Source organism: Amycolatopsis nigrescens CSC17Ta-90 (assembly GCF_000384315.1).
GTDB classification, from domain to species: domain Bacteria; phylum Actinomycetota; class Actinomycetes; order Mycobacteriales; family Pseudonocardiaceae; genus Amycolatopsis; species Amycolatopsis nigrescens.
Genome location: NZ_ARVW01000001.1, coordinates 6,361,898 through 6,382,116 on the forward strand (window position 1 = coordinate 6,361,898; position 20,219 = coordinate 6,382,116).

General features: G+C 70.2%; 24 protein-coding genes. 12 read left to right on the forward strand and 12 right to left on the reverse strand.

Features of this window, described 5'->3' with window-relative positions:
- The first annotated feature begins 14 nt into the window (after window positions 1-14).
- Together AMYNI_RS0130325 and AMYNI_RS0130330 are read left to right on the forward strand one after the other, a co-directional pair.
- Window positions 15-1,466: a sugar ABC transporter permease gene (locus AMYNI_RS0130325; RefSeq protein WP_020671856.1), complete on the forward strand. Its 1,452-nt coding sequence runs from the start codon at window positions 15-17 to the stop codon at window positions 1,464-1,466.
- 24 nt (window positions 1,467-1,490) lie between these two features.
- Complete coding sequence (locus tag AMYNI_RS0130330) at window positions 1,491-2,660, forward strand: ROK family transcriptional regulator (RefSeq protein ID WP_026361133.1); 1,170 nt, start codon at window positions 1,491-1,493, stop codon at window positions 2,658-2,660.
- A 73-nt stretch (window positions 2,661-2,733) separates the two neighbouring features.
- On the opposite strand, the gene AMYNI_RS48460 is transcribed toward AMYNI_RS0130330, so the two are convergent.
- Window positions 2,734-2,916, reverse strand: coding sequence for a DUF7455 domain-containing protein (locus AMYNI_RS48460; RefSeq protein WP_026361134.1), 183 nt, complete (start codon window positions 2,914-2,916; stop codon window positions 2,734-2,736).
- A 499-nt stretch (window positions 2,917-3,415) separates the two neighbouring features.
- On the opposite strand from AMYNI_RS48460, the gene AMYNI_RS45630 reads away from it, so the two are divergent.
- On the forward strand, window positions 3,416-4,216 hold the full coding sequence (locus AMYNI_RS45630; RefSeq protein WP_245574026.1) for a DUF6885 family protein: 801 nt from the start codon (window positions 3,416-3,418) through the stop codon (window positions 4,214-4,216).
- A 4-nt stretch (window positions 4,217-4,220) separates the two neighbouring features.
- Here AMYNI_RS45630 and AMYNI_RS0130345 read toward each other — a convergent pair whose 3' ends face one another.
- The 3 genes from AMYNI_RS0130345 to AMYNI_RS0130355 are packed head-to-tail and all read right to left on the reverse strand — an operon-like array spanning window position 4,221 to window position 6,620.
- On the reverse strand, window positions 4,221-4,670 hold the full coding sequence (locus tag AMYNI_RS0130345; RefSeq protein WP_020671859.1) for a pyridoxamine 5'-phosphate oxidase family protein: 450 nt from the start codon (window positions 4,668-4,670) through the stop codon (window positions 4,221-4,223).
- Between the two features lie 58 nt (window positions 4,671-4,728).
- Window positions 4,729-5,382 (reverse strand): response regulator, encoded by a 654-nt coding sequence (locus tag AMYNI_RS0130350; protein ID WP_020671860.1) that lies wholly within the window; start codon window positions 5,380-5,382, stop codon window positions 4,729-4,731.
- Window positions 5,383-5,399: 17 nt separating this feature from the next.
- Window positions 5,400-6,620 carry a sensor histidine kinase gene (locus AMYNI_RS0130355; RefSeq protein WP_020671861.1) on the reverse strand — a complete coding sequence of 407 codons (1,221 nt, stop codon included), beginning with the start codon at window positions 6,618-6,620 and terminating at the stop codon, window positions 5,400-5,402.
- A 109-nt stretch (window positions 6,621-6,729) separates the two neighbouring features.
- On the opposite strand from AMYNI_RS0130355, the gene AMYNI_RS0130360 reads away from it, so the two are divergent.
- On the forward strand, window positions 6,730-7,344 hold the full coding sequence (locus tag AMYNI_RS0130360; protein ID WP_026361136.1) for a hypothetical protein: 615 nt from the start codon (window positions 6,730-6,732) through the stop codon (window positions 7,342-7,344).
- A complete protein-coding gene (locus tag AMYNI_RS0130365; RefSeq protein ID WP_020671863.1) occupies window positions 7,341-7,550 on the forward strand; it encodes a hypothetical protein in 210 nt (69 codons plus the stop codon). Before AMYNI_RS0130360 ends, AMYNI_RS0130365 begins: the two co-directional genes overlap by 4 nt.
- A 190-nt stretch (window positions 7,551-7,740) precedes the next feature.
- On the opposite strand, the gene AMYNI_RS0130370 is transcribed toward AMYNI_RS0130365, so the two are convergent.
- From AMYNI_RS0130370 to ppgK, 3 genes are all read right to left on the reverse strand, one after another.
- On the reverse strand, window positions 7,741-9,102 hold the full coding sequence (locus AMYNI_RS0130370) for an RNA polymerase sigma factor (RefSeq protein WP_026361137.1): 1,362 nt from the start codon (window positions 9,100-9,102) through the stop codon (window positions 7,741-7,743).
- Between the two features lie 253 nt (window positions 9,103-9,355).
- Window positions 9,356-10,723 carry an RNA polymerase sigma factor gene (locus AMYNI_RS0130375; RefSeq protein WP_026361138.1) on the reverse strand — a complete coding sequence of 456 codons (1,368 nt, stop codon included), beginning with the start codon at window positions 10,721-10,723 and terminating at the stop codon, window positions 9,356-9,358.
- Between the two features lie 165 nt (window positions 10,724-10,888).
- A complete protein-coding gene (gene ppgK / locus AMYNI_RS0130380) occupies window positions 10,889-11,650 on the reverse strand; it encodes a polyphosphate--glucose phosphotransferase (protein ID WP_020671866.1) in 762 nt (253 codons plus the stop codon).
- Window positions 11,651-11,705: 55 nt separating this feature from the next.
- Between ppgK and AMYNI_RS0130385 the strand changes: the two genes are divergently transcribed.
- Complete coding sequence (locus AMYNI_RS0130385) at window positions 11,706-12,539, forward strand: inositol monophosphatase family protein (protein ID WP_084628506.1); 834 nt, start codon at window positions 11,706-11,708, stop codon at window positions 12,537-12,539.
- A gap of 23 nt (window positions 12,540-12,562) precedes the next feature.
- Here the strand turns inward: AMYNI_RS0130385 and cei are convergent, their stop codons facing one another.
- A complete protein-coding gene (cei, locus tag AMYNI_RS0130390; protein ID WP_020671868.1) occupies window positions 12,563-13,246 on the reverse strand; it encodes an envelope integrity protein Cei in 684 nt (227 codons plus the stop codon).
- A 479-nt stretch (window positions 13,247-13,725) separates the two neighbouring features.
- Between cei and AMYNI_RS0130395 the strand changes: the two genes are divergently transcribed.
- Window positions 13,726-14,034 (forward strand): DUF4193 domain-containing protein, encoded by a 309-nt coding sequence (locus AMYNI_RS0130395; RefSeq protein ID WP_020671869.1) that lies wholly within the window; start codon window positions 13,726-13,728, stop codon window positions 14,032-14,034.
- A 100-nt stretch (window positions 14,035-14,134) separates the two neighbouring features.
- Here AMYNI_RS0130395 and AMYNI_RS45635 read toward each other — a convergent pair whose 3' ends face one another.
- Window positions 14,135-14,749 (reverse strand): DUF3093 domain-containing protein, encoded by a 615-nt coding sequence (locus AMYNI_RS45635; RefSeq protein ID WP_084628723.1) that lies wholly within the window; start codon window positions 14,747-14,749, stop codon window positions 14,135-14,137.
- Window positions 14,750-14,773: 24 nt separating this feature from the next.
- Between AMYNI_RS45635 and dut the strand changes: the two genes are divergently transcribed.
- Genes dut through AMYNI_RS0130415 form a run of 3 tightly spaced genes read left to right on the forward strand, consistent with a single transcriptional unit; the run spans window position 14,774 to window position 16,629 of the window.
- The gene (dut, locus tag AMYNI_RS0130405) at window positions 14,774-15,262 is read left to right on the forward strand and encodes a dUTP diphosphatase (protein WP_020671871.1); all 489 of its coding nucleotides are present in this window, start codon (window positions 14,774-14,776) and stop codon (window positions 15,260-15,262) included.
- Entirely contained in the window at window positions 15,262-15,960 is a 699-nt protein-coding gene (locus AMYNI_RS0130410; RefSeq protein ID WP_020671872.1) for a DUF3710 domain-containing protein, read from the forward strand. The genes dut and AMYNI_RS0130410 overlap by 1 nt, the downstream gene beginning before the upstream one ends.
- A 39-nt stretch (window positions 15,961-15,999) precedes the next feature.
- Entirely contained in the window at window positions 16,000-16,629 is a 630-nt protein-coding gene (locus AMYNI_RS0130415; RefSeq protein WP_020671873.1) for a LysE family translocator, read from the forward strand.
- A gap of 124 nt (window positions 16,630-16,753) precedes the next feature.
- Here the strand turns inward: AMYNI_RS0130415 and AMYNI_RS0130420 are convergent, their stop codons facing one another.
- Window positions 16,754-17,458, reverse strand: coding sequence for an alpha/beta fold hydrolase (locus tag AMYNI_RS0130420; protein WP_020671874.1), 705 nt, complete (start codon window positions 17,456-17,458; stop codon window positions 16,754-16,756).
- 118 nt (window positions 17,459-17,576) lie between these two features.
- Between AMYNI_RS0130420 and AMYNI_RS0130425 the strand changes: the two genes are divergently transcribed.
- Window positions 17,577-17,957 (forward strand): OB-fold nucleic acid binding domain-containing protein, encoded by a 381-nt coding sequence (locus AMYNI_RS0130425; RefSeq protein WP_020671875.1) that lies wholly within the window; start codon window positions 17,577-17,579, stop codon window positions 17,955-17,957.
- Window positions 17,958-17,982: 25 nt separating this feature from the next.
- Window positions 17,983-18,819, forward strand: coding sequence for a DUF3159 domain-containing protein (locus AMYNI_RS0130430; protein ID WP_020671876.1), 837 nt, complete (start codon window positions 17,983-17,985; stop codon window positions 18,817-18,819).
- Window positions 18,820-18,889: 70 nt separating this feature from the next.
- Here the strand turns inward: AMYNI_RS0130430 and AMYNI_RS0130435 are convergent, their stop codons facing one another.
- The gene (locus tag AMYNI_RS0130435; RefSeq protein WP_020671877.1) at window positions 18,890-19,546 is read right to left on the reverse strand and encodes a potassium channel family protein; all 657 of its coding nucleotides are present in this window, start codon (window positions 19,544-19,546) and stop codon (window positions 18,890-18,892) included.
- Complete coding sequence (locus tag AMYNI_RS0130440) at window positions 19,546-20,211, reverse strand: potassium channel family protein (protein ID WP_020671878.1); 666 nt, start codon at window positions 20,209-20,211, stop codon at window positions 19,546-19,548. Before AMYNI_RS0130440 ends, AMYNI_RS0130435 begins: the two co-directional genes overlap by 1 nt.
- Between the last annotated feature and the right edge of the window lie 8 nt (window positions 20,212-20,219).

Sequence of the window (20,219 nt, forward strand, 5' to 3'; positions counted from 1 at the left end):
CGAAAGAACCAGCGATGACCGACACCACCGACGCGGGCGCCAGGCCGGTCGAACAGCCCGCCGACGAGCGACCGAGCGGAGTCATCACCGATTTCGGCATCGACACCACGTCGATGTCCACCGGTGAGGCGATCCGCGACTACTTCTCCCGGCTGAAGGCCGGCCAGCTCGGCTCACTGCCGGCGCTGCTCGGCCTCGCCGCGCTGGTGATCCTGTTCGCCGTGCTGTCGGACAGTTTCCTCACCCTGTACAACATCGCCAACCTGTTCGCGCAGGGCGCCGGGCAGACGATCATCGCGATGGGCATCGTGTTCGTGCTGCTGATCGGCGAGATCGACCTGTCCGCGGGCACCGCGTCCGGGGTCGCCGGTGCGCTGATGGCGCTGCACTTCGTGCGCGGCGGCAACCTGCTCGGCTCGATGGGTTCGACGGTCTACTTCGTCTTCCTCGTGGTGCTGGTGATCGCCGTGCTGGTCGCGGTGCTGCTGCGGATCTGGGCCGGCGCGGCACTTTCCGCGGTGGCCATCGCGATCGTGCTGTCCGGCCTTGCCGCCAACCCGTGGGTCGAGATGCTGCTCGCGATCTGCGCTGGCACCGCGATCGGCTGCATCACCGGGTTCCTGGTCTCCAGGATCGGCATGCCATCCTTCGTGGTCACGCTGGCGCTGTTCCTGGTCTGGCAGGGCGTGATCCTGCAGCTGATCGGCGAAGGCGGCACGCTGGGCATCAACGCGTCGCCGGTGCTGAACCAGGTGGCCAACGGCAACCTGTCCACCACCGGGAGCTGGCTGCTGTTCGTGGTCGGTGCCGGCGGGTTCGCCGCGGTCACCCTCGGCGGGCACTTCTCCCGGCTCAACCGGGGACTGGTCACCAAGCCGACTCCGCTGGTGCTGTTCAAGGTCGCCCTGATCGCGGTGCTCGGCGCGGTGGCGACGGCGGTGCTGACCACCAACCGCGCGCCGAACGCGAACATCGTCATCTCCGGGGTGCCCTACGTGGTGCCGATCGTGCTGGTGCTGCTGACCATCGGTACCTACGTGCTCAACCGGACCCGCTACGGCAGGCACATCTACGCGGTCGGCGGCAACGCCGAGGCCGCCCGCCGGGCCGGGATCAACGTGGGCAAGGTCCGCGCCAGCGTGTTCGTGATCTGCTCCTCGGTGGCCGCGGTCGGCGCGATCGTCTACTCCTCGAAGGTCGGCTCGGTGGACCCGCAGGCCGGCGGGCTGAACACCCTGCTGTTCGCGGTGGGCGCCGCGGTGATCGGTGGCACCTCGCTGTTCGGCGGTCGCGGCCGAGTGGTGGACGCGGTGATCGGCGGGCTGGTGCTGGCCGTGGTCGGCAACGGTCTCGGGCTGCTCCAGCAGTCCGCCGCGGTGGTGAACATCATCACCGGGCTGGTGCTGCTGCTGGCCGCCACCGTGGACGCGCTGTCGCGCCGCCGCGCGGCTGCCGCACCGCGCTGACCGGGTCGTGGGAACATAGCCCGCGTGACCAGCACGCCCGTTGCACGGCCCGACGAGGTGCGCCGGCACAACCGCACGACTCTGCTGCGGCTGCTGCACGTCGGCGGTCCGGTTACCAGGGCGGCGCTGGCCAGTGAGCTGGGCCTGAACCGCAGCACAATCAAGATCCTGGTGGACTCGCTGGCCGAGGCGGGCGTCGTCGAGGAGCGGGTGCCGAGGCCAGGGCGAGGGGCGGGCCGCCCCTCGCTGCTCGTGCTGCCCCAGCCACAGGCCGCGGTGGTGCTGGCGGTCGACGTCCAGGTGGAGCACGTCGCGATCGCACTGGTCGGTCTTGGTGGCCAGATCCTCGGCCGCAACAGCTGGAACCTGCGCCAGCGCACCCGCGAGCCGGACGAGGTGATCACGCACGTGATCGAGTCGGCCACCGTGCTGGCCGGCGACCTCGGCTGCACGCCGGTGGCGGCCGGGGTGTCCGTGCCGGGCGTGATCCGGCGCCGGGACGGCCATGTGCACGAGGCGCCGAACCTGCGCTGGACCGATGTCGCGCTCGGTGAACGGCTTGGCAGCGTGCTGCGGGTGCCGGTGCTGGTCGGCAACGACGCGGAGCTGGGCGCGGTGGCCGAGCACCTGCGCGGCTCGGCCCGCGGCTGCTCGGATGTGGTGTACGTCTCGGCGGACGTGGGCGTCGGCGGCGGCGTGATCGCGGAGGGTTCGGCGCTGCGCGGCACCGCCGGCTACGTCGGCGAGGTCGGCCACATGGTGATCCGCCCCGGCGGGCGGGACTGCTACTGCGGCAGCAGCGGCTGCTGGGAGACCGAGATCGGGGAAGCGGCGCTGTGCCGGGCGCTGGGGCTGCCCGAGCAGACTCCGCGCGGGGTGACCCTGGTCGAGCTGCGGGAGCTCGGCAGGGACCCCGATGCGGCCTGGGAACGGCTGGCCGAGTTCGCCGAGTGGTTGACCCTCGGCCTCGTCAACGTGGTGAACCTGCTCGGCCCGGAGCTGGTGGTGCTCGGTGAGCTGTTCACCGCGCTGCCGGAGCCGGTGGTGGACAGGGTGGCCGCCGAGGTGCGCCGGCGCAGCCTGGTCAGCAGGGCGGTGGGCGGTACCCGGATCGTGCGCTCCGCGCTCGGCGCGGACGTCAAGCTGCTCGGTGCCGCCGAGATCGCCTTCGAGCGCGCGCTCGACACCGTCTAACCGGGCCGGTGACAGCAGAAGGGCGGGGATCCGAGCTGGATCCCCGCCCTTCCGGCGTCGTGTCTGGGGTCGATCAGCCGCGCTGGATATCGGCTGCCAGTTCCTTGAGCTTGGTCTCGTGCTCACGGGCGTGGTGTCCGCAGAAGAGCAACTCGCCACCGGTGCTGAGGATGGCTCGAACCTGGGCTGCGGCACCGCAACGGTCACAACGGTCGGCAGCGGTCAGTTCGGGGCGGGTGAGCGTCGGTGATGTCATGTGGAGTCTCCCTCCGTCCCGGCATCGGTTACCCGATGCCATCGATCCAGCTACGACCACTTCGGCACTGACTCCGGGGGCGGGGGTCGCCGCCGGCTCCGCGGTGTTCGTGCTTCCACTCTTGCAGACGTTTGGGGACTCGCAACTGTTCCCGCGCCCGTGGGACGAGTGTCACGCCGAATTACTCCGGATGTCGTAAGCGCGTCTCGCAGGGCAGGACGAAAACGCTCTGAAGACGCTGTTTGGGCTGATCATGGCGGGTGCTCCGACCGCCTTCCTGGGCCCGTGAAGACGGATCTGCCCGATTTCGGCCCCGGTCTTGTTCGTTCTCAGCGGAATTCCCCAGCCGGTCCGTGACCGGACCGTTTCCCTCCCCCATCCCCCGCGAGGGTGGGGCCGACCGCGATAATGCGGTGATGACCCCAGCTGCACCGGCGGCCACCGTCTCCGACAGTCACCCGGCGATCACCTGTGGTCACGGCGGACCGGTCCCGTGCGCGTGGCGGTCCTAGTGGGCCTGCTGGACGAGCTGCACTGGTTTCCCGGTGGTTCCGCGCTGCTGGCCGCCGCACGCGCCGAGCGCCCGCAGAAGGACGGGATGTGCGGCGCCTTCGTGACGCTGGTCTCCCTGCGGGTGCACGGGATCCGGCTGGCCGACCAGGACGAGGCGGCGGCCGCCGCCGGCACCGTGCTGCTGGCGGACGCGCGGGCCACCCTGCCCGAGGGGGAGCCCGGTCGTGCCGACTTTCGGCTGGACCTGCCCCGCACCGAGGTTCCCGCGGCGGCCGGAACTTCTGCGGCCGGGATCGCCACCGCGGTCGAGACCCTGTCCGGCGGTGCGCTGCGGGCGGTGCCCGCCGCCGGGGACTGGACCGCGTCGAAGCTGGGCCGGCTGCTGGATCTGGTGCACCTGCTGCCCAGGGTCGCGGTGATCGCCAATGTGGACACCGCCGAGCTCGGCGCGCAGGACACGCCCGAACAGGCGCTGCGGGACTACCTGGAGACCGGGATGCCCCCGCTGTGGGCGTCACGCTGGCGGGTCGGTCATTTCGCGCTGATCGGTGGCACCCTCATCGGCGACGGCGGCACCTTGGTGTCCATTGTGGACACATACGCCTCGCTCGGTCGGGACGGGGTGCATCTGCAACTGGTGGAGAACCTGGCGAACGCCTTGCTGCGCAAGGGAATGTCGCCGGGTGGGCTGCTGCTCGTGGTGGCCGCCGAGCAGGCGGGCGCGGCGGCGAACCTGGTCGAGTCGACCGGCCTGCTCGCCCGCCCCTGGGACAGCTGCGCGAGCTGAGCGCTCAGACCAGCCAGCTCCCGCCCCGCATCAGCGTCCGGCCGGGCAGCTCGTTCTCCTCGCGCCAGGCCAGAATCCGTGTCGGCGTGACGCGGAAGAAGGCGAACCCTTCGCTTTCGCGGGCGTCCCAGTGCTTCTCGGCGAACGGCTCGGCGAACTCGGCCGGCACCGTGCCCGGCTCGAAGGTCCGCACGGTGCCGTCGATCAGCACCACGTCCCTGGTCTGCCCGATGCCGATCCGCGCCCGGCCGGAGGCGCGCAGGATCCGCCCGGTGGGGCTGGCCGCCGGGGTGGCGAAGGTGAGGCCGGCGCCGTCCCAGTGGAAGGAGAGCGGAAGCAGCCGGAAGTCGCCGTCGGTGCCGGCCGCGGCCAGCCACGCGTCGATCTCATGCTCCAGCTTGGCCAGCGTGTCCTGCTTGCGGGTGTGCGCGTCCCTCGGCGCCGGGTGGCTCATACCTCACATTTACCACCTCCGCCCTCGTGAGTGAAAAACGTTGCCCCGGCAACACTTTTCATTCACGAGGGCGGACAAGGCCGGACTCCTGGGCCAGGATCGCGGCCTGCACCCTGGAACGCAGGTCCAGTTTGGTCAGCACCCGGGAGACGTGCGTTTTGACCGTGGTCTCACCGATGAACAGCCGGCCCGCGATCTGCGCGTTGGACAGCCCTTCGCCGAGGCAGCCGAGCACCTCGCGCTCGCGTTCGGTGAGGGTGTCCAGCCCCGCCGGACTGGACACCGGAGCCGGCGCACCGGCCGCGAAAGCGGTGATCAGCTTGCGGGTGATCTGCGGAGCCAGCACGCCCTCCCCGGCCGCCACCAGGCGCACCGCCTCGATCAGCCTGGCCGCCTCCACCGACTTGAGCAGGAACCCGGCCGCACCCGCCCTGAGCGCGGCGTAGACGTACTCGTCGAGGTCGAAGGTGGTCAGCACCAGCACCTGGGACAGTCCCTCGGCGACCAGCTCGCGGGTGGCCGCGATCCCGTCCACCCCCGGCATGCGCACGTCCATCAGCACCACATCCGGGCGCAGCGCCCTGGCCTGGCGCACCGCCGCCGCCCCATCCGCCGCTTCCCCGACGACCTCGATGCCCTCGGCGTTGTCCAGGATCAGCACCAGCCCCGCCCTGATCGCCCCGTGGTCGTCCGCCACAAGGACCCTGATCATTGCCGCCTCGGCGGGAGTCATGTGCCCAGCCCGGAGATCGGCAGCACCGCGCGCACCAGCCAGCCCGCCTCCGACGGCCCGGCGGACAGCGAACCGCCCACCGCCATCGCCCGCTCCCGCATGTTCAGCAACCCCCGCCCGGTGTCTTCGCCGGCTTCGGCCGTGCCCGCCTTCAGCTCGTTCGCCACTTCGATGGTGAGTATCTCCCCGCTGTGCCGGATGGACACCTTGGCATGCGTCCCGGGCGCGTGCTTCACCGCATTGGTGAGCGCTTCCTGGGCGATCCGGTAGGCGGTCAGGTCGACCGCGGCCGGCAGCGGCACCGATTCGTCGAGCTCCGAGCTGACCTCCACCCGCATCCCGCTGGCCCTGGCCGAATCGACCAGTTTGGACAGTTCGGCCAGCCGCGCGGGCGCGGTCGTCTCGTCTCCGCCGTCCCCGCCCGCTCTGTTTTCCTCGGAGCGCAGCAGGCCGATCATCGCCCGCATCTCCTCCAGCGCCTGCACGCTGTTCTCCCGCACCGAGCCGAGCACCCGGCGGGCGGTCGCCGGGTCCGCGTCGTTGATGGACAGCACCGCCTCGGACTGGATGGCGATCGCGGACAGATGCCCGGCGATCACGTCGTGCAGATCCCTTGCCATCCTGGCCCGTTCCTCGGCGACCGCGGCGTTGCGGTCCAGCTCGCCGATCCTGGCCAGGTTCGCCGCGTTCGCCCGCTCGTTGTCCGCGATCATCTTGTGCTGCCGGACATTCGTCGCCCACCACACCGGGACCACCACCAGCGGCAGCGCGGCCACGGCCGCCACCACGCCGGCCCGCCAGTCCGGGGCGATCAGCAGCGCGACGACCACGGCGCCGATGGTGGTCATCGCCGCGGCCGGGACCATCGCCGTGCTCAGCCGCCGCGAGCCGTACAGGGTCGCGGCGTAGAGCAGGTCGGAGAAGGCGACCAGCGTGGGCGCGCTGAGCCCGTTGGCCACGTCCACCCCCAGCAGCACCGCCGCGGCGGCCAGCGCGGCACCGGGCCGGTGCCGCCGGAACACCTCGGCCACGCAGATGCCTCCGAAGATGGCGAACCGCCACCATGCCAGCTCGTCCGGCGAGCTGAACAGCGGATAGAGCCCGGTGCTGTAAAGCAGGCAGCCGGCCACGAAGGTGCCGACCCCGATCACGATGTCCTGCTGCCACGGTCCCAGCCGCCGGAAGTTCAGCACGGAGGGCAGGTTGAGCGCGGGCACGTTGTCATCACAGCACATCGGCGGCGAACCGGCGTCCTACGAACTGATGACGGCGATCTCGTGCCCTTCGTGGACGCGGCCGGACCGGGCCGGGGAGCAGGCTGAGCGGGTGAACAAGATTCTGGACTTCATCGCCGAGAACCCGATGGCCGCGGTGATCGCCGCCGGCGAGATCGGCTTCTGGGTCTTCATCGCCGCCGGCCTGGTGGCCCGCTACCTGCTCCGGCTGCGCCGGACCGGCGCGGTGCTGCTCGCCGCGACCCCGGCGATCGACCTGGCGGTGCTGGTCGCCACCATGGTCGACCTGGCCGGCGGCGGCACCGCGACCGGGGTGCACGGGCTCGCGGCGGTCTACCTCGGCTTCAGCGTGGCCTTCGGGCCGCGGATGATCCGCTGGGCCGACGCCAAGTTCGCGCAGCGGTTCGCGGGCGGACCACCGCCGCCGAAGCCGCCAAAGTACGGCCGCGCGAAGGTCCGCTACGAGTGGCAGGAATGGGGCCGGTGCGTGCTCGGCGCCGGGATCGCCGCGGCCGTGCTGCTGGTGCTGATCTTCGTGGTCGGCTCGCCGGCGCAGACCACCGAGCTGTGGTCGATCAGCGGGGTCGGCTGGCTGCCGAGACTCGGCATGATCACCGCGATCTGGTTCGCCACCGGACCGCTGTGGGTCACGTTGTCGCCGCCGAAAGAGCAGGCGCACGAACAAGGGGAGAGGACGTTCTCATGATCGAGGCAATCGGGATCCTGCTGATGGTGCAGGGCGTCGGCGGGTTCATCAACCGGGTCGCCCAAAGCGGTTCGAAGAGCTGGTTCGTCCAGCTGCACGTGCTCCCGGACAGCCTGCACATCGCGGCGAGCGTGGTGCTGGCGCTGACCGGGCTGGTGCTGGTGGTCGTCTCTTCCGGCAAGCGCAAGAGCAACTCCGGCAAGTAGAGCGGGTCGGCCGTGCGGGGGTCACGGCCGGCCGAAAAGGCCCGGTCACCGGCGAGCTTTCGCCGGTGACCGGGCCTTCCGTCTGCCGCCTCAGTCTGTGTTGGATCCGCGCCGCGACGAAAAGCGTGTCGCGGCGCGTGCACCTCCCTCGGCGGGAGGTTGCCGTCGCCGGCAGGCTGCCGATGCCGCCTCAGTCGAGGTAGTCCCGCAGGACCTGGGATCGGGAGGGGTGGCGGAGTTTGGACATGGTCTTGGATTCGATCTGCCTGATCCGTTCGCGGGTGACGCCGTAGACCTGGCCGATCTCGTCCAGGGTGCGGGGCTGTCCGTCGGTGAGTCCGAATCGCAACCGGACGACGCCGGCTTCGCGTTCGGACAGGGTCTGCAGCACGGACTGCAACTGGTCTTGCAGCAAGGTGAACGACACCGCGTCCACGGCCACCACGGCTTCGGAGTCCTCGATGAAGTCGCCGAGCTGGGAGTCGCCTTCGTCGCCGATGGTCTGGTCCAGCGAGATCGGCTCCCGCGCGTACTGCTGGATCTCCAGTACCTTTTCCGGCGAGATGTCCATCTCCTTGGCCAACTCCTCCGGAGTCGGCTCCCGTCCGAGATCCTGCAGCAGTTCGCGCTGGATCCGGCCGAGCTTGTTGATCACCTCGACCATGTGCACCGGGATCCGAATGGTCCGCGCCTGGTCCGCCATCGCCCTGGTGATCGCCTGCCGGATCCACCAGGTCGCGTAGGTGGAGAACTTGAAACCCTTGGTGTAGTCGAACTTCTCGACCGCGCGGATCAGACCCAGGTTGCCCTCTTGGATGAGGTCCAGGAAGGCCATGCCGCGTCCGGTGTAGCGCTTGGCCAGCGACACCACCAGCCGCAGGTTCGCCTCCAGCAGATGGAACTTGGCACGCTCACCGTCGCGGACGATCCACTTGAGGTCGCGCCGCATCTGAGTGGCGATTTTTTCGCCGTCCTCCTCGGCGCCACGCACCCGCTCAGCGGCGTAGAGGCCGGCTTCGATCCGCTTGGCGAGCTCGACTTCCTCTTCGGCGTTGAGCAGCGCCACCTTGCCGATCTGCTTCAGGTAAGCGCGGACCGAGTCGGCGGAGGCGGTGAGTTCGGCGTCCTTGCGGGCCTGCCGCAGCGCCTCCGACTCCTCCTCGTCCCAGACGAAACTCGACTCGGTGCCCGCCTTGGCGCCCTTCTCGGCCGGAGCGGGCGTGTCCGTTTCGGCCGCGGCGTCGGGCTCGTCGGGCTCGTCGACCACGGTGGCATCGACGACGTCGACCTCGACCTCTTCGAGCTCGGAGAGATCCGGGGTCTCCAGCTCGGCCTCGTCGATGTCCTCCGGACCGTCCGGCTCGCCCTTGGTGTCCTCGCCCTTCGCGGCACCCTTGGCCGGCGCCTTCTTCGCAGCGGTCTTGCGGGCGGCCGGCTTTCGCCCGGGCGTCTTCGCGCCCTCCTGGCCGTCGGCCTCGGTGTCGGGGTCGGCCGGCTTGGCGGCGCTGGTCTTCTTCGTCCCGCTTCGGGTAGCGGTTCTCGCGGCTGCCACGTACACCCTTTCGCAGCGGTCGATCATGACGGAGCGGGACCGTGGTCTCGGCTGCGTCAGATTCGGGGAGCGTCCCCGGCCTGGTCTTCGACTCCCAGGCCCGGGCCATGTTCCATTGTAACGACGGTTCGGGCAAAACGGCGCGGAACGATCAGCCACCGGCCGCTCCTGGAACGGAAGAGGACCGCCGACCCGCAGGTCAACGGCCCTCTTCAGGTAAATCTTGGACGACGCGCCCGCCTCAGTCCAGCTCCTAGTCGAGGTAGTCCCGCAGGACCTGGGATCGGGAGGGGTGGCGGAGTTTGGACATGGTCTTGGACTCGATCTGCCTGATCCGTTCCCGGGTCACCCCGTAGACCTGGCCGATCTCGTCCAACGTCCGGGGCTGTCCGTCGGTGAGTCCGAATCGCAACCGGACGACGCCGGCTTCGCGTTCGGACAGGGTCTGCAGCACGGACTGCAACTGGTCTTGCAGCAGCGTGAACGACACCGCGTCGACCGCGACCACGGCTTCACTGTCTTCGATGAAGTCGCCGAGTTGGGAGTCGCCTTCGTCGCCGATGGTCTGGTCCAGCGAGATCGGTTCGCGGGCGTACTGCTGGATCTCGAGGACCTTTTCCGGCGAGATGTCCATTTCCTTGGCCAGCTCTTCGGGGGTCGGCTCGCGTCCGAGGTCTTGCAGCAGTTCGCGCTGGATGCGGCCGAGTTTGTTGATGACCTCGACCATGTGCACCGGGATCCGAATGGTCCGCGCCTGGTCGGCCATGGCGCGCGTGATGGCCTGCCGGATCCACCAGGTCGCGTAGGTGGAGAACTTGTAGCCCTTGGTGTAGTCGAACTTTTCGACCGCGCGGATCAGACCGAGGTTGCCTTCCTGGATGAGGTCCAGGAAGGCCATGCCGCGTCCGGTGTAGCGCTTGGCCAGCGACACGACCAGCCGCAGGTTCGCTTCGAGCAGGTGGTCCTTGGCGCGTTCGCCGTCGCGGACGATCCACTTGAGGTCGCGCCGCATCTGGGTGGCCAGCTTCTCGCCGTCTTCTTCCGCCCCGCGTACTCGTTCGGCGGCGTAGAGCCCGGCTTCGATGCGCTTGGCGAGCTCGACTTCCTCTTCGGCGTTGAGCAGCGCCACCTTGCCGATCTGCTTGAGATAGGCGCGGACCGAGTCGGCGGAGGCGGTGAGTTCGGCGTCCTTGCGGGCCTGCCGCAGCGCCTCCGACTCCTCCTCGTCCCAGACGAAGTCCGGGCTGTCGGAGGACTTGGTGCCCCGGTCGGCGGCGGTCCGCTTGCCGCGAGCGGTGGGCTCTTCGGCCTCTTCCGGCTCGTCGGCCTCCTCCGTCACGGTGGCGTCGACGACGTCGACCTCGACCTCTTCCAGGTCGGAGAGGTCCGGCGTCTCCAGCTCGGCCTCGTCGATGTCACCGGGACCGTCCGGCTCGCCCTTGGTGTCCTCGCCCTTGGCGGGTGCCTTCTTCGCGGCGGTCTTGCGAGCGGCCGGCTTCTTCGCCACGCCGTTCTGGCCCGCGGCCGCGGTCGCGGGGTTCGTGCCCTCGTCGGCCGACCCGGCCTTGGCGGCGTTCGATGTCTTCGTGCCGCTTCGGGTAGCGGTTTTTGCGGCTGCCACGTACGCCCTTTCGCAGCGGTCGATCACAGTCAGCTCGAGCCGCTTGCGACTCGGCTGGCTCAGATTCGGGGAACATCCCACAACCTGCGGTTTTGTGCTCCGCAGCCGTGGGCCGCGTTCCATTGTAACGACGACACGCCGGTGAGTTGCGGCGCGATCAGTCTGTCAGTGCTCGATGCCTTCGACGGCGGCCGCCGCGGCACCCACGATGCCCGCGTTGTTCTGCAGCGAAGCGACCACCACCTTGGTGCGGATGTTCAGCAGCGGAACCCATTTCTCGGACTTCTTGCTGACCCCGCCGCCGACGATGAACAGGTCCGGCCAGATCAGGTTCTCCAGCACCGACAGGTACCGGTCCACGCGCTGGGACCATTCCGGGTAGGAGAGCCCTTCGTTGTCCTTCACCGAGGCCGCCGCTTTCTTCTCGGCGTCGTGCCCGTCCACCTCCAGGTGGCCGAACTCGGTGTTGGGCACCAGCTTGCCGTCGTGGAACACCGCGCTGCCGATACCGGTGCCGAAGGTGAGCAGCGCGGTGACGCCGTGCCGTGCGGCCGGGTCGCCGAAGCGGATCTCGGCCATCCCGGCGGCGTCCGCGTCGTTCAGCATCGAGATCTGGTCCACGGTGCGGTCCAGCCGCTTGGCGAACAGCGCGTCCGCGTCGGTGCCGATCCAGCCGGGGTCGATGTTGGCCGCGGTCTGCGCGACCCCCTTCTTGATCACCGCGGGCAGCGTGACACCGACCGGGCCGTCCCAGGAGAAGTGCTGCACGATCTGGGCCACCACCTCGGCGACCGCCTCCGGGGTGGAGGGGCGCGGAGTGTCGATCCGGAGCCGCTCGCCGATCAGCTGGCCCTTCTCCAGATCGACAAGTGCGCCCTTGATACCGCTGCCGCCGATGTCGATGCCGAAACCTCGGGTCGCCGTCATTGGGCGTTGTCCCTTCCTTCTCGATTCAGAAGCTTGTGTCCGAGCATTTAACCCGATGTGGTCCCATGGCCTTGTGGGAGCTATCGAGTCGGAGCTGAAAGACGTTGCCGTGCAGGTCGCCGCCGAGGCGGCCGAACTGGTCCGGGAGGCCCGCACGGGCATGCTCGCCGGGCGGGCGGTGCGGGTGGACACCAAGTCCACCCAGACCGATGTGGTGACCGCGGTGGACCACGAGTCCGAGCGGTTCATTCGCAAGCGGCTCGCGGAGCTGCGGCCCGGCGACGACGTGCTGGGCGAGGAGGGCGGCGGCACCGCTTCCGCCGCCGGCGGGGTGACCTGGGTGGTCGACCCGATCGACGGCACGGTCAACTTCCTCTACGGCTTCCCCTGGTTCGCCGTCTCGGTGGCCGCGCAGGTGGACGGCGTGTCCGTGGCCGGTGCGGTGGTGGAGCCGGTGAGCGGGCGGCGCTGGACGGCCGCGCGCGGGCAGGGCGCCTGGCTGGACGGCAGGCCGCTGCGGGTGTCCGCGCCGGAACGGCTCGAGCTCACCCTGGTCGGCACCGGCTTCGCCTACCAGACTCAGCGCCGGAAGCGGCAGGCCAGGTTCGCCGCCGGCCTGCTCGGGCACGTGCGCGACCTCCGGCGTCCCGGCTCGGCCTCGCTCGACCTGTGCTCGGTCGCCGCCGGCTGGCTGGACGCCTACGTGGAGCACGGCCTCGGCCGGTGGGACTGGGCGGCCGGGGCGTTGGTGGCCGCCGAGGCGGGTGCGGTGCTGAGCCTGCCGGGGGAGGACCCGGAGCTGGGTGTGGACGCCACCTTCGCGGCCGCGCCCTCGATCGCCGCCCCGTTGCGGGCGGCCGCGATCGAATGCGGGATCGGTGACGTCTAGAACGCCACAGCCGTCGAGGTGGTTCAGCAGCGCCCTTCGCGGGCGGCCTTGAGCAGGTCCTCGTCCAGCGGTGGCGCCGAGTCGCCGGCGGACTGCTCGCTGCCGCCGCCATGGTTCCGGGCGGACCAGGTGGTGAGCTGATCCAGGATCTGCTTGGCCTCCTGGCGCGGCAGCACGTGCCCGAACGACGAGCCGAGCACGAGATCCACCGTGGCGTCCTGCCTGCCGTCCTTGACCAGCTCCACGCAGGGCTCCAGCAGGCTGAGCGTGCGAGCGGCCGAGCTGCCGTTCTCGCCGAACCGCAGCTGGCCGCGGCACTTCGCCTCCTGCTTCTCGCCGTAGACCGGATCGTTGCCCGGCTCGGCGGTCTCGCTGAAGCCGAGCGCCCGCAGGCTTTCCGTGGTGAGCGCGGCCTGGCCGCGCGGTCCGCCCGCGTTGAGCACCCGGACCGCGATCTTGTCCGGTGGGATCGGACTGGTGCCGTCCAGCGCGTCGTGTTCGAGCGAGGTGAGCGTGGTCCCCGGCGGCGGTGCCGACGGTGGCTCGCAGCGGACCGCGGCGTCCACGTCGGCCTTGCTGAAGATCGCGTACATCCACACGCCCAGCGCGCCGGCGCAGAGCACCCCGATGACGATCAGCGCGGGCAGTGGGCGACGTCTGCGGTACGGCCGTGCCCCACGGCCCCCGAAACCGATCCCCGACCCCACCAGTCCCGTCCTTTCCCGTGCACGGCCCCCGCGCGAACGACCAGTCGCCCCGGTCGCCCAGGGTGTCACAGCCGTTACCGAGTTCGTCGTCACCGCTCAGCCTAGGCGTTACAGTGCATCAGCGTCGGCGCCGCCGGTCCCCGCGGGGTTCGTGTCTTGCTGGAGTTCGCAGGACAACCCCGGGATGGGCAACCCGAATGGACTACCCCTCGCCGAGCCGTACGTTACCCCTGATGGGTGACGTACGGACGAGTATGAATAACCCGTTGTCGGGCTGGATATTCAGTGAGTTACCCTCTGCGGGCTCCGGCGGCAGTTCAACGGCAGGCACACCATACCGAAGAAGAGACCTGCCTCACTGCGCTGCCGGGCACAAACAGGGGCCCTGGAACGTTGACCAGCGGCACGAAGGACACGCGAAACACGTTTGCGCGCGTCCGGGCCATCTGACATCGAAGCTGATCGCAGGGGTGAGGGAAATGGCGACCGACTACGACGCTCCGCGCCGCAGCGAAGCCGACGAGCTGGCCGAAGACTCGTTGGAAGAGCTGAAGGCGCGGCGCAACGAAAACCAGTCTGGCGTCGTAGACGTCGACGAAGACGCGACCGCGGAGAACTTCGAACTACCGGGGGCGGACCTGTCCGGTCTCTCCGGCGAAGACCTGACCGTGAAGGTGGTGCCCAAGCAGGCGGATGAGTTCACCTGCTCGGTGTGTTTCCTGGTGCACCACCGGAGCAGGCTCGCCGAAGAGGGCGGTGGCCGCCTGGTGTGCCGCGACTGCGCCTGAGCGATCGGGCCCGGTTCGGCGCGTCCGGGGGGATGCGGTTCTTGGTTGTGACAGAGGGGTGGCGGGCCGATGGCCCCGCCACCCCTCTGTGCTGTGCGCTCTAGTTCTGGGTCTCCGGGGGCGGCTGCCCGGCGGTGGACACCCGGTCCGGCCGACCGCCGCTGAGCAGCTCGGCCACCTTCTCCGGCTTGCGGGTGCTGAACAGCCAGTAGGGCGTGGGGTCCTCGGGATCGGTGAGATGCACCCGCAGCAGCGGCCCGACCCAGCCCCGGTGCACCACGAAGGCGGCCGGGTCCAGGTCCGGCCCCAGCGCCTTGCGCTTCTGCTTGGCCCCGATCACCTCGATCGCGCCGATGTGGCGCAGCGGCAGGTGCGCGTCGCCGACCCACAGCTCAGCGTCTTCAGTGTTTTCAGCGGCCTCAGCGTCGTGACCGGTATCGCCGCTGCCGGTCACCCGGACCTTGATCCGGCCGAGCGCCACCATCAGCGCCGCGGTCAGCGGCACCAGCAGCACATACGGCAGCCAGGCCCGGACACCCGGGTACCCCATGTGGATCTCGGCGGCGAGCAGCCCGGCCGCGATCAGCGGTCCCGGCCAACCCCACCAGGACAGGTAGAGCCGCTCGGAGTGCCGCGACCCGCCCTTTCCGGAGGGTTTGCCCGGTTTCCGCCCGCTGTCCGGCTGCGCATCGGCTGCGCTCGTGCTGTTGCCCACCACGTCAGGGTAGTCTCGCCGCCCGTGTCCATCGTGCAGGTCCTGCTCTCCCGGATAGATCCGGATGTCCCACTACCCGCCTATGCCAAGCCCGGCGACGCCGGCGCCGATCTGGTCACCACCTCGGACGTCGTGCTGGAGCCGGGGGAACGCGTCGTCGTCGGCACCGGGGTGGCGATCGCGCTGCCCGACGGGTATGCCGGTTTCGTGCACCCCAGGTCGGGCCTGGCCGCCAGGGCCGGTCTGTCCGTGGTCAACACCCCGGGCACCATTGACGCGGGCTACCGCGGCGAGATCAGGATCTGCCTGATCAACCACGACCCGCGGGAGCCGATCGTGCTCTCCCGCGGCGACCGGATCGCGCAGCTGGTCGTGCAGCGGGTGGAGACCGCGGTCTTCGTCGAGGTGGACGAGCTCGAACCGTCCGAACGCGGCGACGGCGGCTACGGGTCCACCGGTGGGCACGCGACGCTGGTACCAGGCAGCGGTACTGGGGAAGGAACGGAGAGGTAGTGGCGATTTTCGGACGGAAGCGGCGCGCCGAGAAGGAACAGCCGAGGGGACGACATGCCGCGCCCGAGCCCGACGTCGACGTTGACGACGTTGATGGTGACCTCGACGACTTCGAGGACACCGGTTACGACGCCGATGACGGGCTCGCTGGGCTGGACGGCCCGTTCGACGCGGCGGACGCGCCCGAGGACGAGGTGCCCAGGATCGACCTCGGCTCGGTCCGGGTGCCGGTGCCCGACGGTTCGCAGGTGCAGGTCGAGATGGACCCGGCCACCAGCGGCGTGCGGGCGGTGCACGTGGTCACCGGGCACGGGCAGGTGACGGTCAGCGCCTACGCGGCGCCGCGCTCCGGCGGGCTGTGGAAGGAGGTCGCGGCGGAACTGACCGAGCAGCTCAAGTCCGACGGGGCCAAGGTGACCAGCGGCCGCGGCGAATGGGGCGTGGAGCTGTCCGCCATCGTCGGCGACGTCGCGCTGCGGTTCGTCGGGGTGGACGGCCCGCGCTGGATGCTGCGCGGCGTGATCGCCGGGCCGCAGTCGCTCGCCTCGGAAGCGCCGGACGTGCTGCGGGGCATCGTGCGGCAGTCGATCGTCGACCGGGGTGAGGCGCCGATGCCGGTGCGCACCCCGCTGACCATCACGCTGCCATCGGCGGTGGCCGAGCACATCGCGGAACAGCAGGCGCAGCAACAAAGCTGAGCACCCTGACACTCGGGCGGGGGTTGGTACGGTCGTGCGATGCCGACCTCCGCCGAGTGGCTGATCTTCCTCGGGACAGCCGCCCTGTTCGCGGTCACTCCCGGGCCGGGAATCCTCTACGTGCTCGCGCGCAGCCTGCGCGGCGGGCGCGCCGAGGGCATCCGCTCGGTGCTCGGCAACGGCATCGGCGCGGCCGTGCACGTGGTCGCGGCGGCACTCGGGCTCTCCGCGCTGCTGGCCACCTCGGCGGTGGCGTTCACCGTGGTCAAGATCGCCGGTGCGGCCTACCTGGTGTTCCTCGGCCTGCAGGCGATCTTCCGCCGGCACGACGACGGCGACCAGGCCGGCGGTGGCCCGGCGGGCAGGCTGAGCCGGTCGCCCGTGGCGCAGGGCATGCTCTCCGAACTGCTGAACCCGAAGACCGCGCTGTACTTCATGGCGCTGCTGCCGCATTTCGTGCACCCGGAGACCGCCCCGGCGCCGCTGGTGTTCATCCTGCTCGGGCTGATCGCGCTGGCCATGGCCATGCTCGCGGACCTGCTGGTGGCCCTGTTCGCCGGGCGGATCGGGCACCGGCTGATGGCCAGCCCGAAATGGCGGATCCGGCAGCGCGTTGCCAGCGGTGCGGTGATGATCGGCCTCGGCGGCTTCATCGCGGTAGCCGACTAAAGACTTCCCCCGTTCGAGCGATTTTCCCCGCGGCGCGATCGAGCCCAATGTGACGTTCGGTTGGTTCTATTGGCCGAACGTCACGTTGGGTCGGTTCCGGGGCGGATCGATCGGGTGCGGGCGGTCAGCCGCGTGCCGCGCGGAGCCAGCCGAGCACCGCGGCGCGGCCGAGCGACTCGCGGTCGCGGCCCAGCGCTTCGAGGCTGGTCTCCACCACGGCGGCCCTCGGCAGCGCGGCCGCCCACTCGTGCGCCACCGCGGCCGGGTGCACCGGGTCGTCCACGCAGGCCGCCAGCCCGGCCGGCACGTCCAGCCCGGCCAGCGCGTCGAGGGTCGGCGCCGGGTGCCCGGCGGCCACCCGCAGGCCGTCCGCCAGCTCTTCGCCGTGCCGCCGCCAGGCCCGGCCCAGCTCGTCGGCCAGCCAGGGCGCCACCCCGGCCGTGGAGATCGCCAGCGCGGCGTCCACGCCTTCGCGGCCGACCAGGTCGGCGGACACCTTCGCGGCCATCGACGCGGGTGCGGAGCCGGGGCTGCCGTTCCAGGCCGGCAGCGCGAGCAGCAGCCCGGCGCAGCGGTCCGGGTTGCGCACCGCCCACTCCGCGGCGAGATGCGCGCCGAAGGAGATGCCACCGGCCAGGATCGGCGCGCCGGCACCGGCCGCTATCCGATCCAGCGCGGCCAGGTAGCCGTCTGCCAGCAGGCTGCCCGGCGGCGGCGGTGGAGTCCGCGGCTCGATCCCGACCGCGCCGAGCGGACCTGCGAAAACAGCCTGTACGAACACGTCGTCGGAGCCGGTCCCAGGCATCAGCACGGCGGTGACAGCAGACATAGTGGACGTCACTCGGGGAAGTTTGACGCAAACCGGATTCCGTTGCCCCGGAAGGGTTACGCTGGACATCGCACGGGCCGTATCTAGTCGGGGGCCCCGGAGCACAGGAGCACCGCATATGCCCGCCAAGGACGGCGGCTACTTCAGCCGGTTGGTTCGCAAGCTGACCAGTGACGTCGAGGAGCTCGACGCGGAGGACCTATCCGAAAAATCCGAGGCCGGCGGGGCGCAGCGAGCCTGCGACTGCCGGTCGGGACAAGAGGTGACCGTGCTGGGCAGGCTGCGCAGCGTGGAGCTGTGCCCCACCAGCGAGGCCGCGACGCTGCAGGCGGAGCTGTTCGACGGCACCGAGGGCGTGACGTTAGTCTGGCTGGGTAGACGCCGGATCCCGGGCATCGAACCGGGCCGAACCATCAAGGTGCGGGGCCGGATGGCCGAAAGAGACGGCCAGAAGGTGCTGTACAACCCGTACTACGAGCTGCAGCAGACGACTTCCTGACCCGAACCCGAGGCGTAATCACATCGTGACTGAACCCGGCCGTACCGGCGACGACACCGACCAGCGCACCGATCGGGCCGCACCTACGGACGACTCCGGGGCGGACGCCGAGACGGCGGGTACGGGCGAGCAGGCGGAAAAGTCAGCAGAGTCCGAAAAGCCAGCGGAGTCCGAAAAGCCCGAACCCACCCTGCTCGAGCAGATGGGCGGGGTGTCCGGGCTGATCTACTCCTCGCTGCCCGTGGTGGTGTTCGTACTGGCCAACGCGTTCTTCGGGCTCACGGTGGGCATCTGGAGCGCGATCGGCAGCGCGGTGGCCATCACCGTGCTCCGTGTCGTGCGCAAGGAGCCGCTGCAGCCCGCCATCTCCGGGTTCTTCGGGGTGGCCATCGCGGCGTTCATCGCCTACCGCACCGGCTCGGCCAAGGGCTTCTTCCTGTTCGGCATCTGGGCCAGCCTGGTCTACTGCGGGGTGTTCGTGGCCTCGGTGCTGATCCGCTGGCCGCTGGCCGGCGTGGTGTGGAACTTCCTCAACGGCACCGGCACCGCCTGGCGCAAGGACAAGCCGTCCCGGTTCGGCTACGACGTCGCCACCCTGACCATGGCCGCCGTGTTCGCGGCCAGGTTCGTGGTGCAGCGCTGGCTGTACAACGAGGACTACACCGGCTGGCTGGCCTTCGCCAAGATCGCCATGGGCTACCCGCTGTACGGGCTGGCACTGCTGGTGGTGGTCTGGGCGGTGCGGCGCTCGGACAAGCGGCTCAAGGCGCTCGCGGAGTCCGCGCCGCACGAGGAGTCCGACGCCGAGATCGAGGCCAGGCTGCGGCTGAAGTACGGTCAGGCGCCAGCTCAGGAGGCCTAACGCCTCGTGAGTGAAAACCGTTGCCTGGGCAACACTTTTCACTCACGACCGCTGACCTGCGGCGATGGTGCTAGTAGCCCAGTGCCGTCCTGATGTCCGGCTCGACCTCCGCCGCCGCCACGAACAACAGCTCGTCGCCGGGCTCGAGGGGATCCTCCGGCTGCGGCACGATCACCCGTTCCCCGCGCAGGATCGTCACCAGCGCCGAATCCCTCGGCAGCGCCAGCTCGCTGACCGGCTTGCCGGCCAGCGGGGTCTCCGCGGGCAGCGTCAGCTCCACCAGGTTGGCCTGGCCCTGCCGGAAGGTCATCAGCCGCACCAGGTCGCCGACGCTGACCGCTTCCTCGACCATCGCGGCCAGCATCCGCGGCGTGGACACCGCCACGTCCACGCCCCAGGCGCTGGTGAACAGCCACTCGTTCGCCGGGTTGTTCACCCTGGCCACCACCCGGCGCACCGCGAACTCGGTCTTCGCCAGCAGCGAGACCACCAGGTTGACCTTGTCGTCCCCGGTTGCCGCGATCACCACGTCGCACAGCTGGATCCCGGAGTCCTCCAGGGTGGACACCTCGCAGGCGTCCCCGAGCACCCAGTCCGCTTGTTCCACCGTGGCCGGCTCGAACTGGTCGGACTCCCGCTCGATCAGCATCACCTGGTGCCTACCGTCGATCAGCTCGGTGGCGATCGAGCGGCCCACCGCGCCCGCGCCGGCAATCGCGACCCGCATCAGTTCTCCTCTTCAGGGCCGTGGGCGGCGACGCTGGTGACGTCGCTGACCGTGCCCGAGCGTGCGGCCACGTAGATCAGGTCGTCGGCCTGCAGCACGGTCTTGGCGTCGGGCAGCACCCCGTTGCCGAACCGCATGATGAACGCGACCCGTGCCCCGGTGGCCTCCTGCAGCTGGCGCACGCTGTGCCCGACCCAGTCCTCGTGCAGCGGCAGCTGGAGCAGCGCCACGTTGCCGGTCGGGTCGCGCCAGGCCGAGGCCACCCCGTCGGGCAGCAGGGTGCGCAGGAACCGGTCGGTTGTCCACGGCACGGTGGCCACGGTGGGGATGCCGAGCCGCTCGTACACGGCGGCCCGCTTGTGGTCGTAGATCCTGGCGACCACGTGCTCGACGCCGAAGTTCTCCCTGGCCACCCTGGCCGAGATGATGTTGGAGTTGTCCCCGCTGGAGACCGCGGCGAAGGCGCCGGCTCGCTCGATGCCGGCTTCGATCAGCACCCGCCGGTCGAAGCCGACGCCGACCACCTGCTGGCCGTGGAAATCGCTGCCGAGCCGGCGGAAGGACTGCTGCGCCTTGTCGATCACCGCCACGTCGTGGCCGAGGCGCTCCAGCGCCGCGGCGAGCGACACGCCCACCCGGCCGCAGCCCATGATCACCACGTGCACGCCTGCCT

Bases quoted from the DNA above. Each gene is read 5' to 3' on its own strand.
- AMYNI_RS0130395 (WP_020671869.1), top strand. From the start codon at position 13,726: ATGGCGACCGACTACGACGCTCCGCGCCGCAGCGAAGCCGACGAGCTG.
- AMYNI_RS0130415 (WP_020671873.1), top strand. From the start codon at position 16,000: ATGCCGACCTCCGCCGAGTGGCTGATCTTCCTCGGGACAGCCGCCCTG.
- AMYNI_RS0130435 (WP_020671877.1), bottom strand. From the start codon at position 19,546: ATGCGGGTCGCGATTGCCGGCGCGGGCGCGGTGGGCCGCTCGATCGCC.
- AMYNI_RS0130345 (WP_020671859.1), bottom strand. From the start codon at position 4,670: ATGAGCCACCCGGCGCCGAGGGACGCGCACACCCGCAAGCAGGACACG.
- AMYNI_RS0130350 (WP_020671860.1), bottom strand. From the start codon at position 5,382: ATGATCAGGGTCCTTGTGGCGGACGACCACGGGGCGATCAGGGCGGGG.
- AMYNI_RS0130365 (WP_020671863.1), top strand. From the start codon at position 7,341: ATGATCGAGGCAATCGGGATCCTGCTGATGGTGCAGGGCGTCGGCGGG.
- ppgK (WP_020671866.1), bottom strand. From the start codon at position 11,650: ATGACGGCGACCCGAGGTTTCGGCATCGACATCGGCGGCAGCGGTATC.
- AMYNI_RS0130420 (WP_020671874.1), bottom strand. From the start codon at position 17,458: ATGTCTGCTGTCACCGCCGTGCTGATGCCTGGGACCGGCTCCGACGAC.
- AMYNI_RS0130325 (WP_020671856.1), top strand. From the start codon at position 15: ATGACCGACACCACCGACGCGGGCGCCAGGCCGGTCGAACAGCCCGCC.
- AMYNI_RS48460 (WP_026361134.1), bottom strand. From the start codon at position 2,916: ATGACATCACCGACGCTCACCCGCCCCGAACTGACCGCTGCCGACCGT.
- AMYNI_RS0130385 (WP_084628506.1), top strand. From the start codon at position 11,706: ATGTGGTCCCATGGCCTTGTGGGAGCTATCGAGTCGGAGCTGAAAGAC.
- AMYNI_RS0130425 (WP_020671875.1), top strand. From the start codon at position 17,577: ATGCCCGCCAAGGACGGCGGCTACTTCAGCCGGTTGGTTCGCAAGCTG.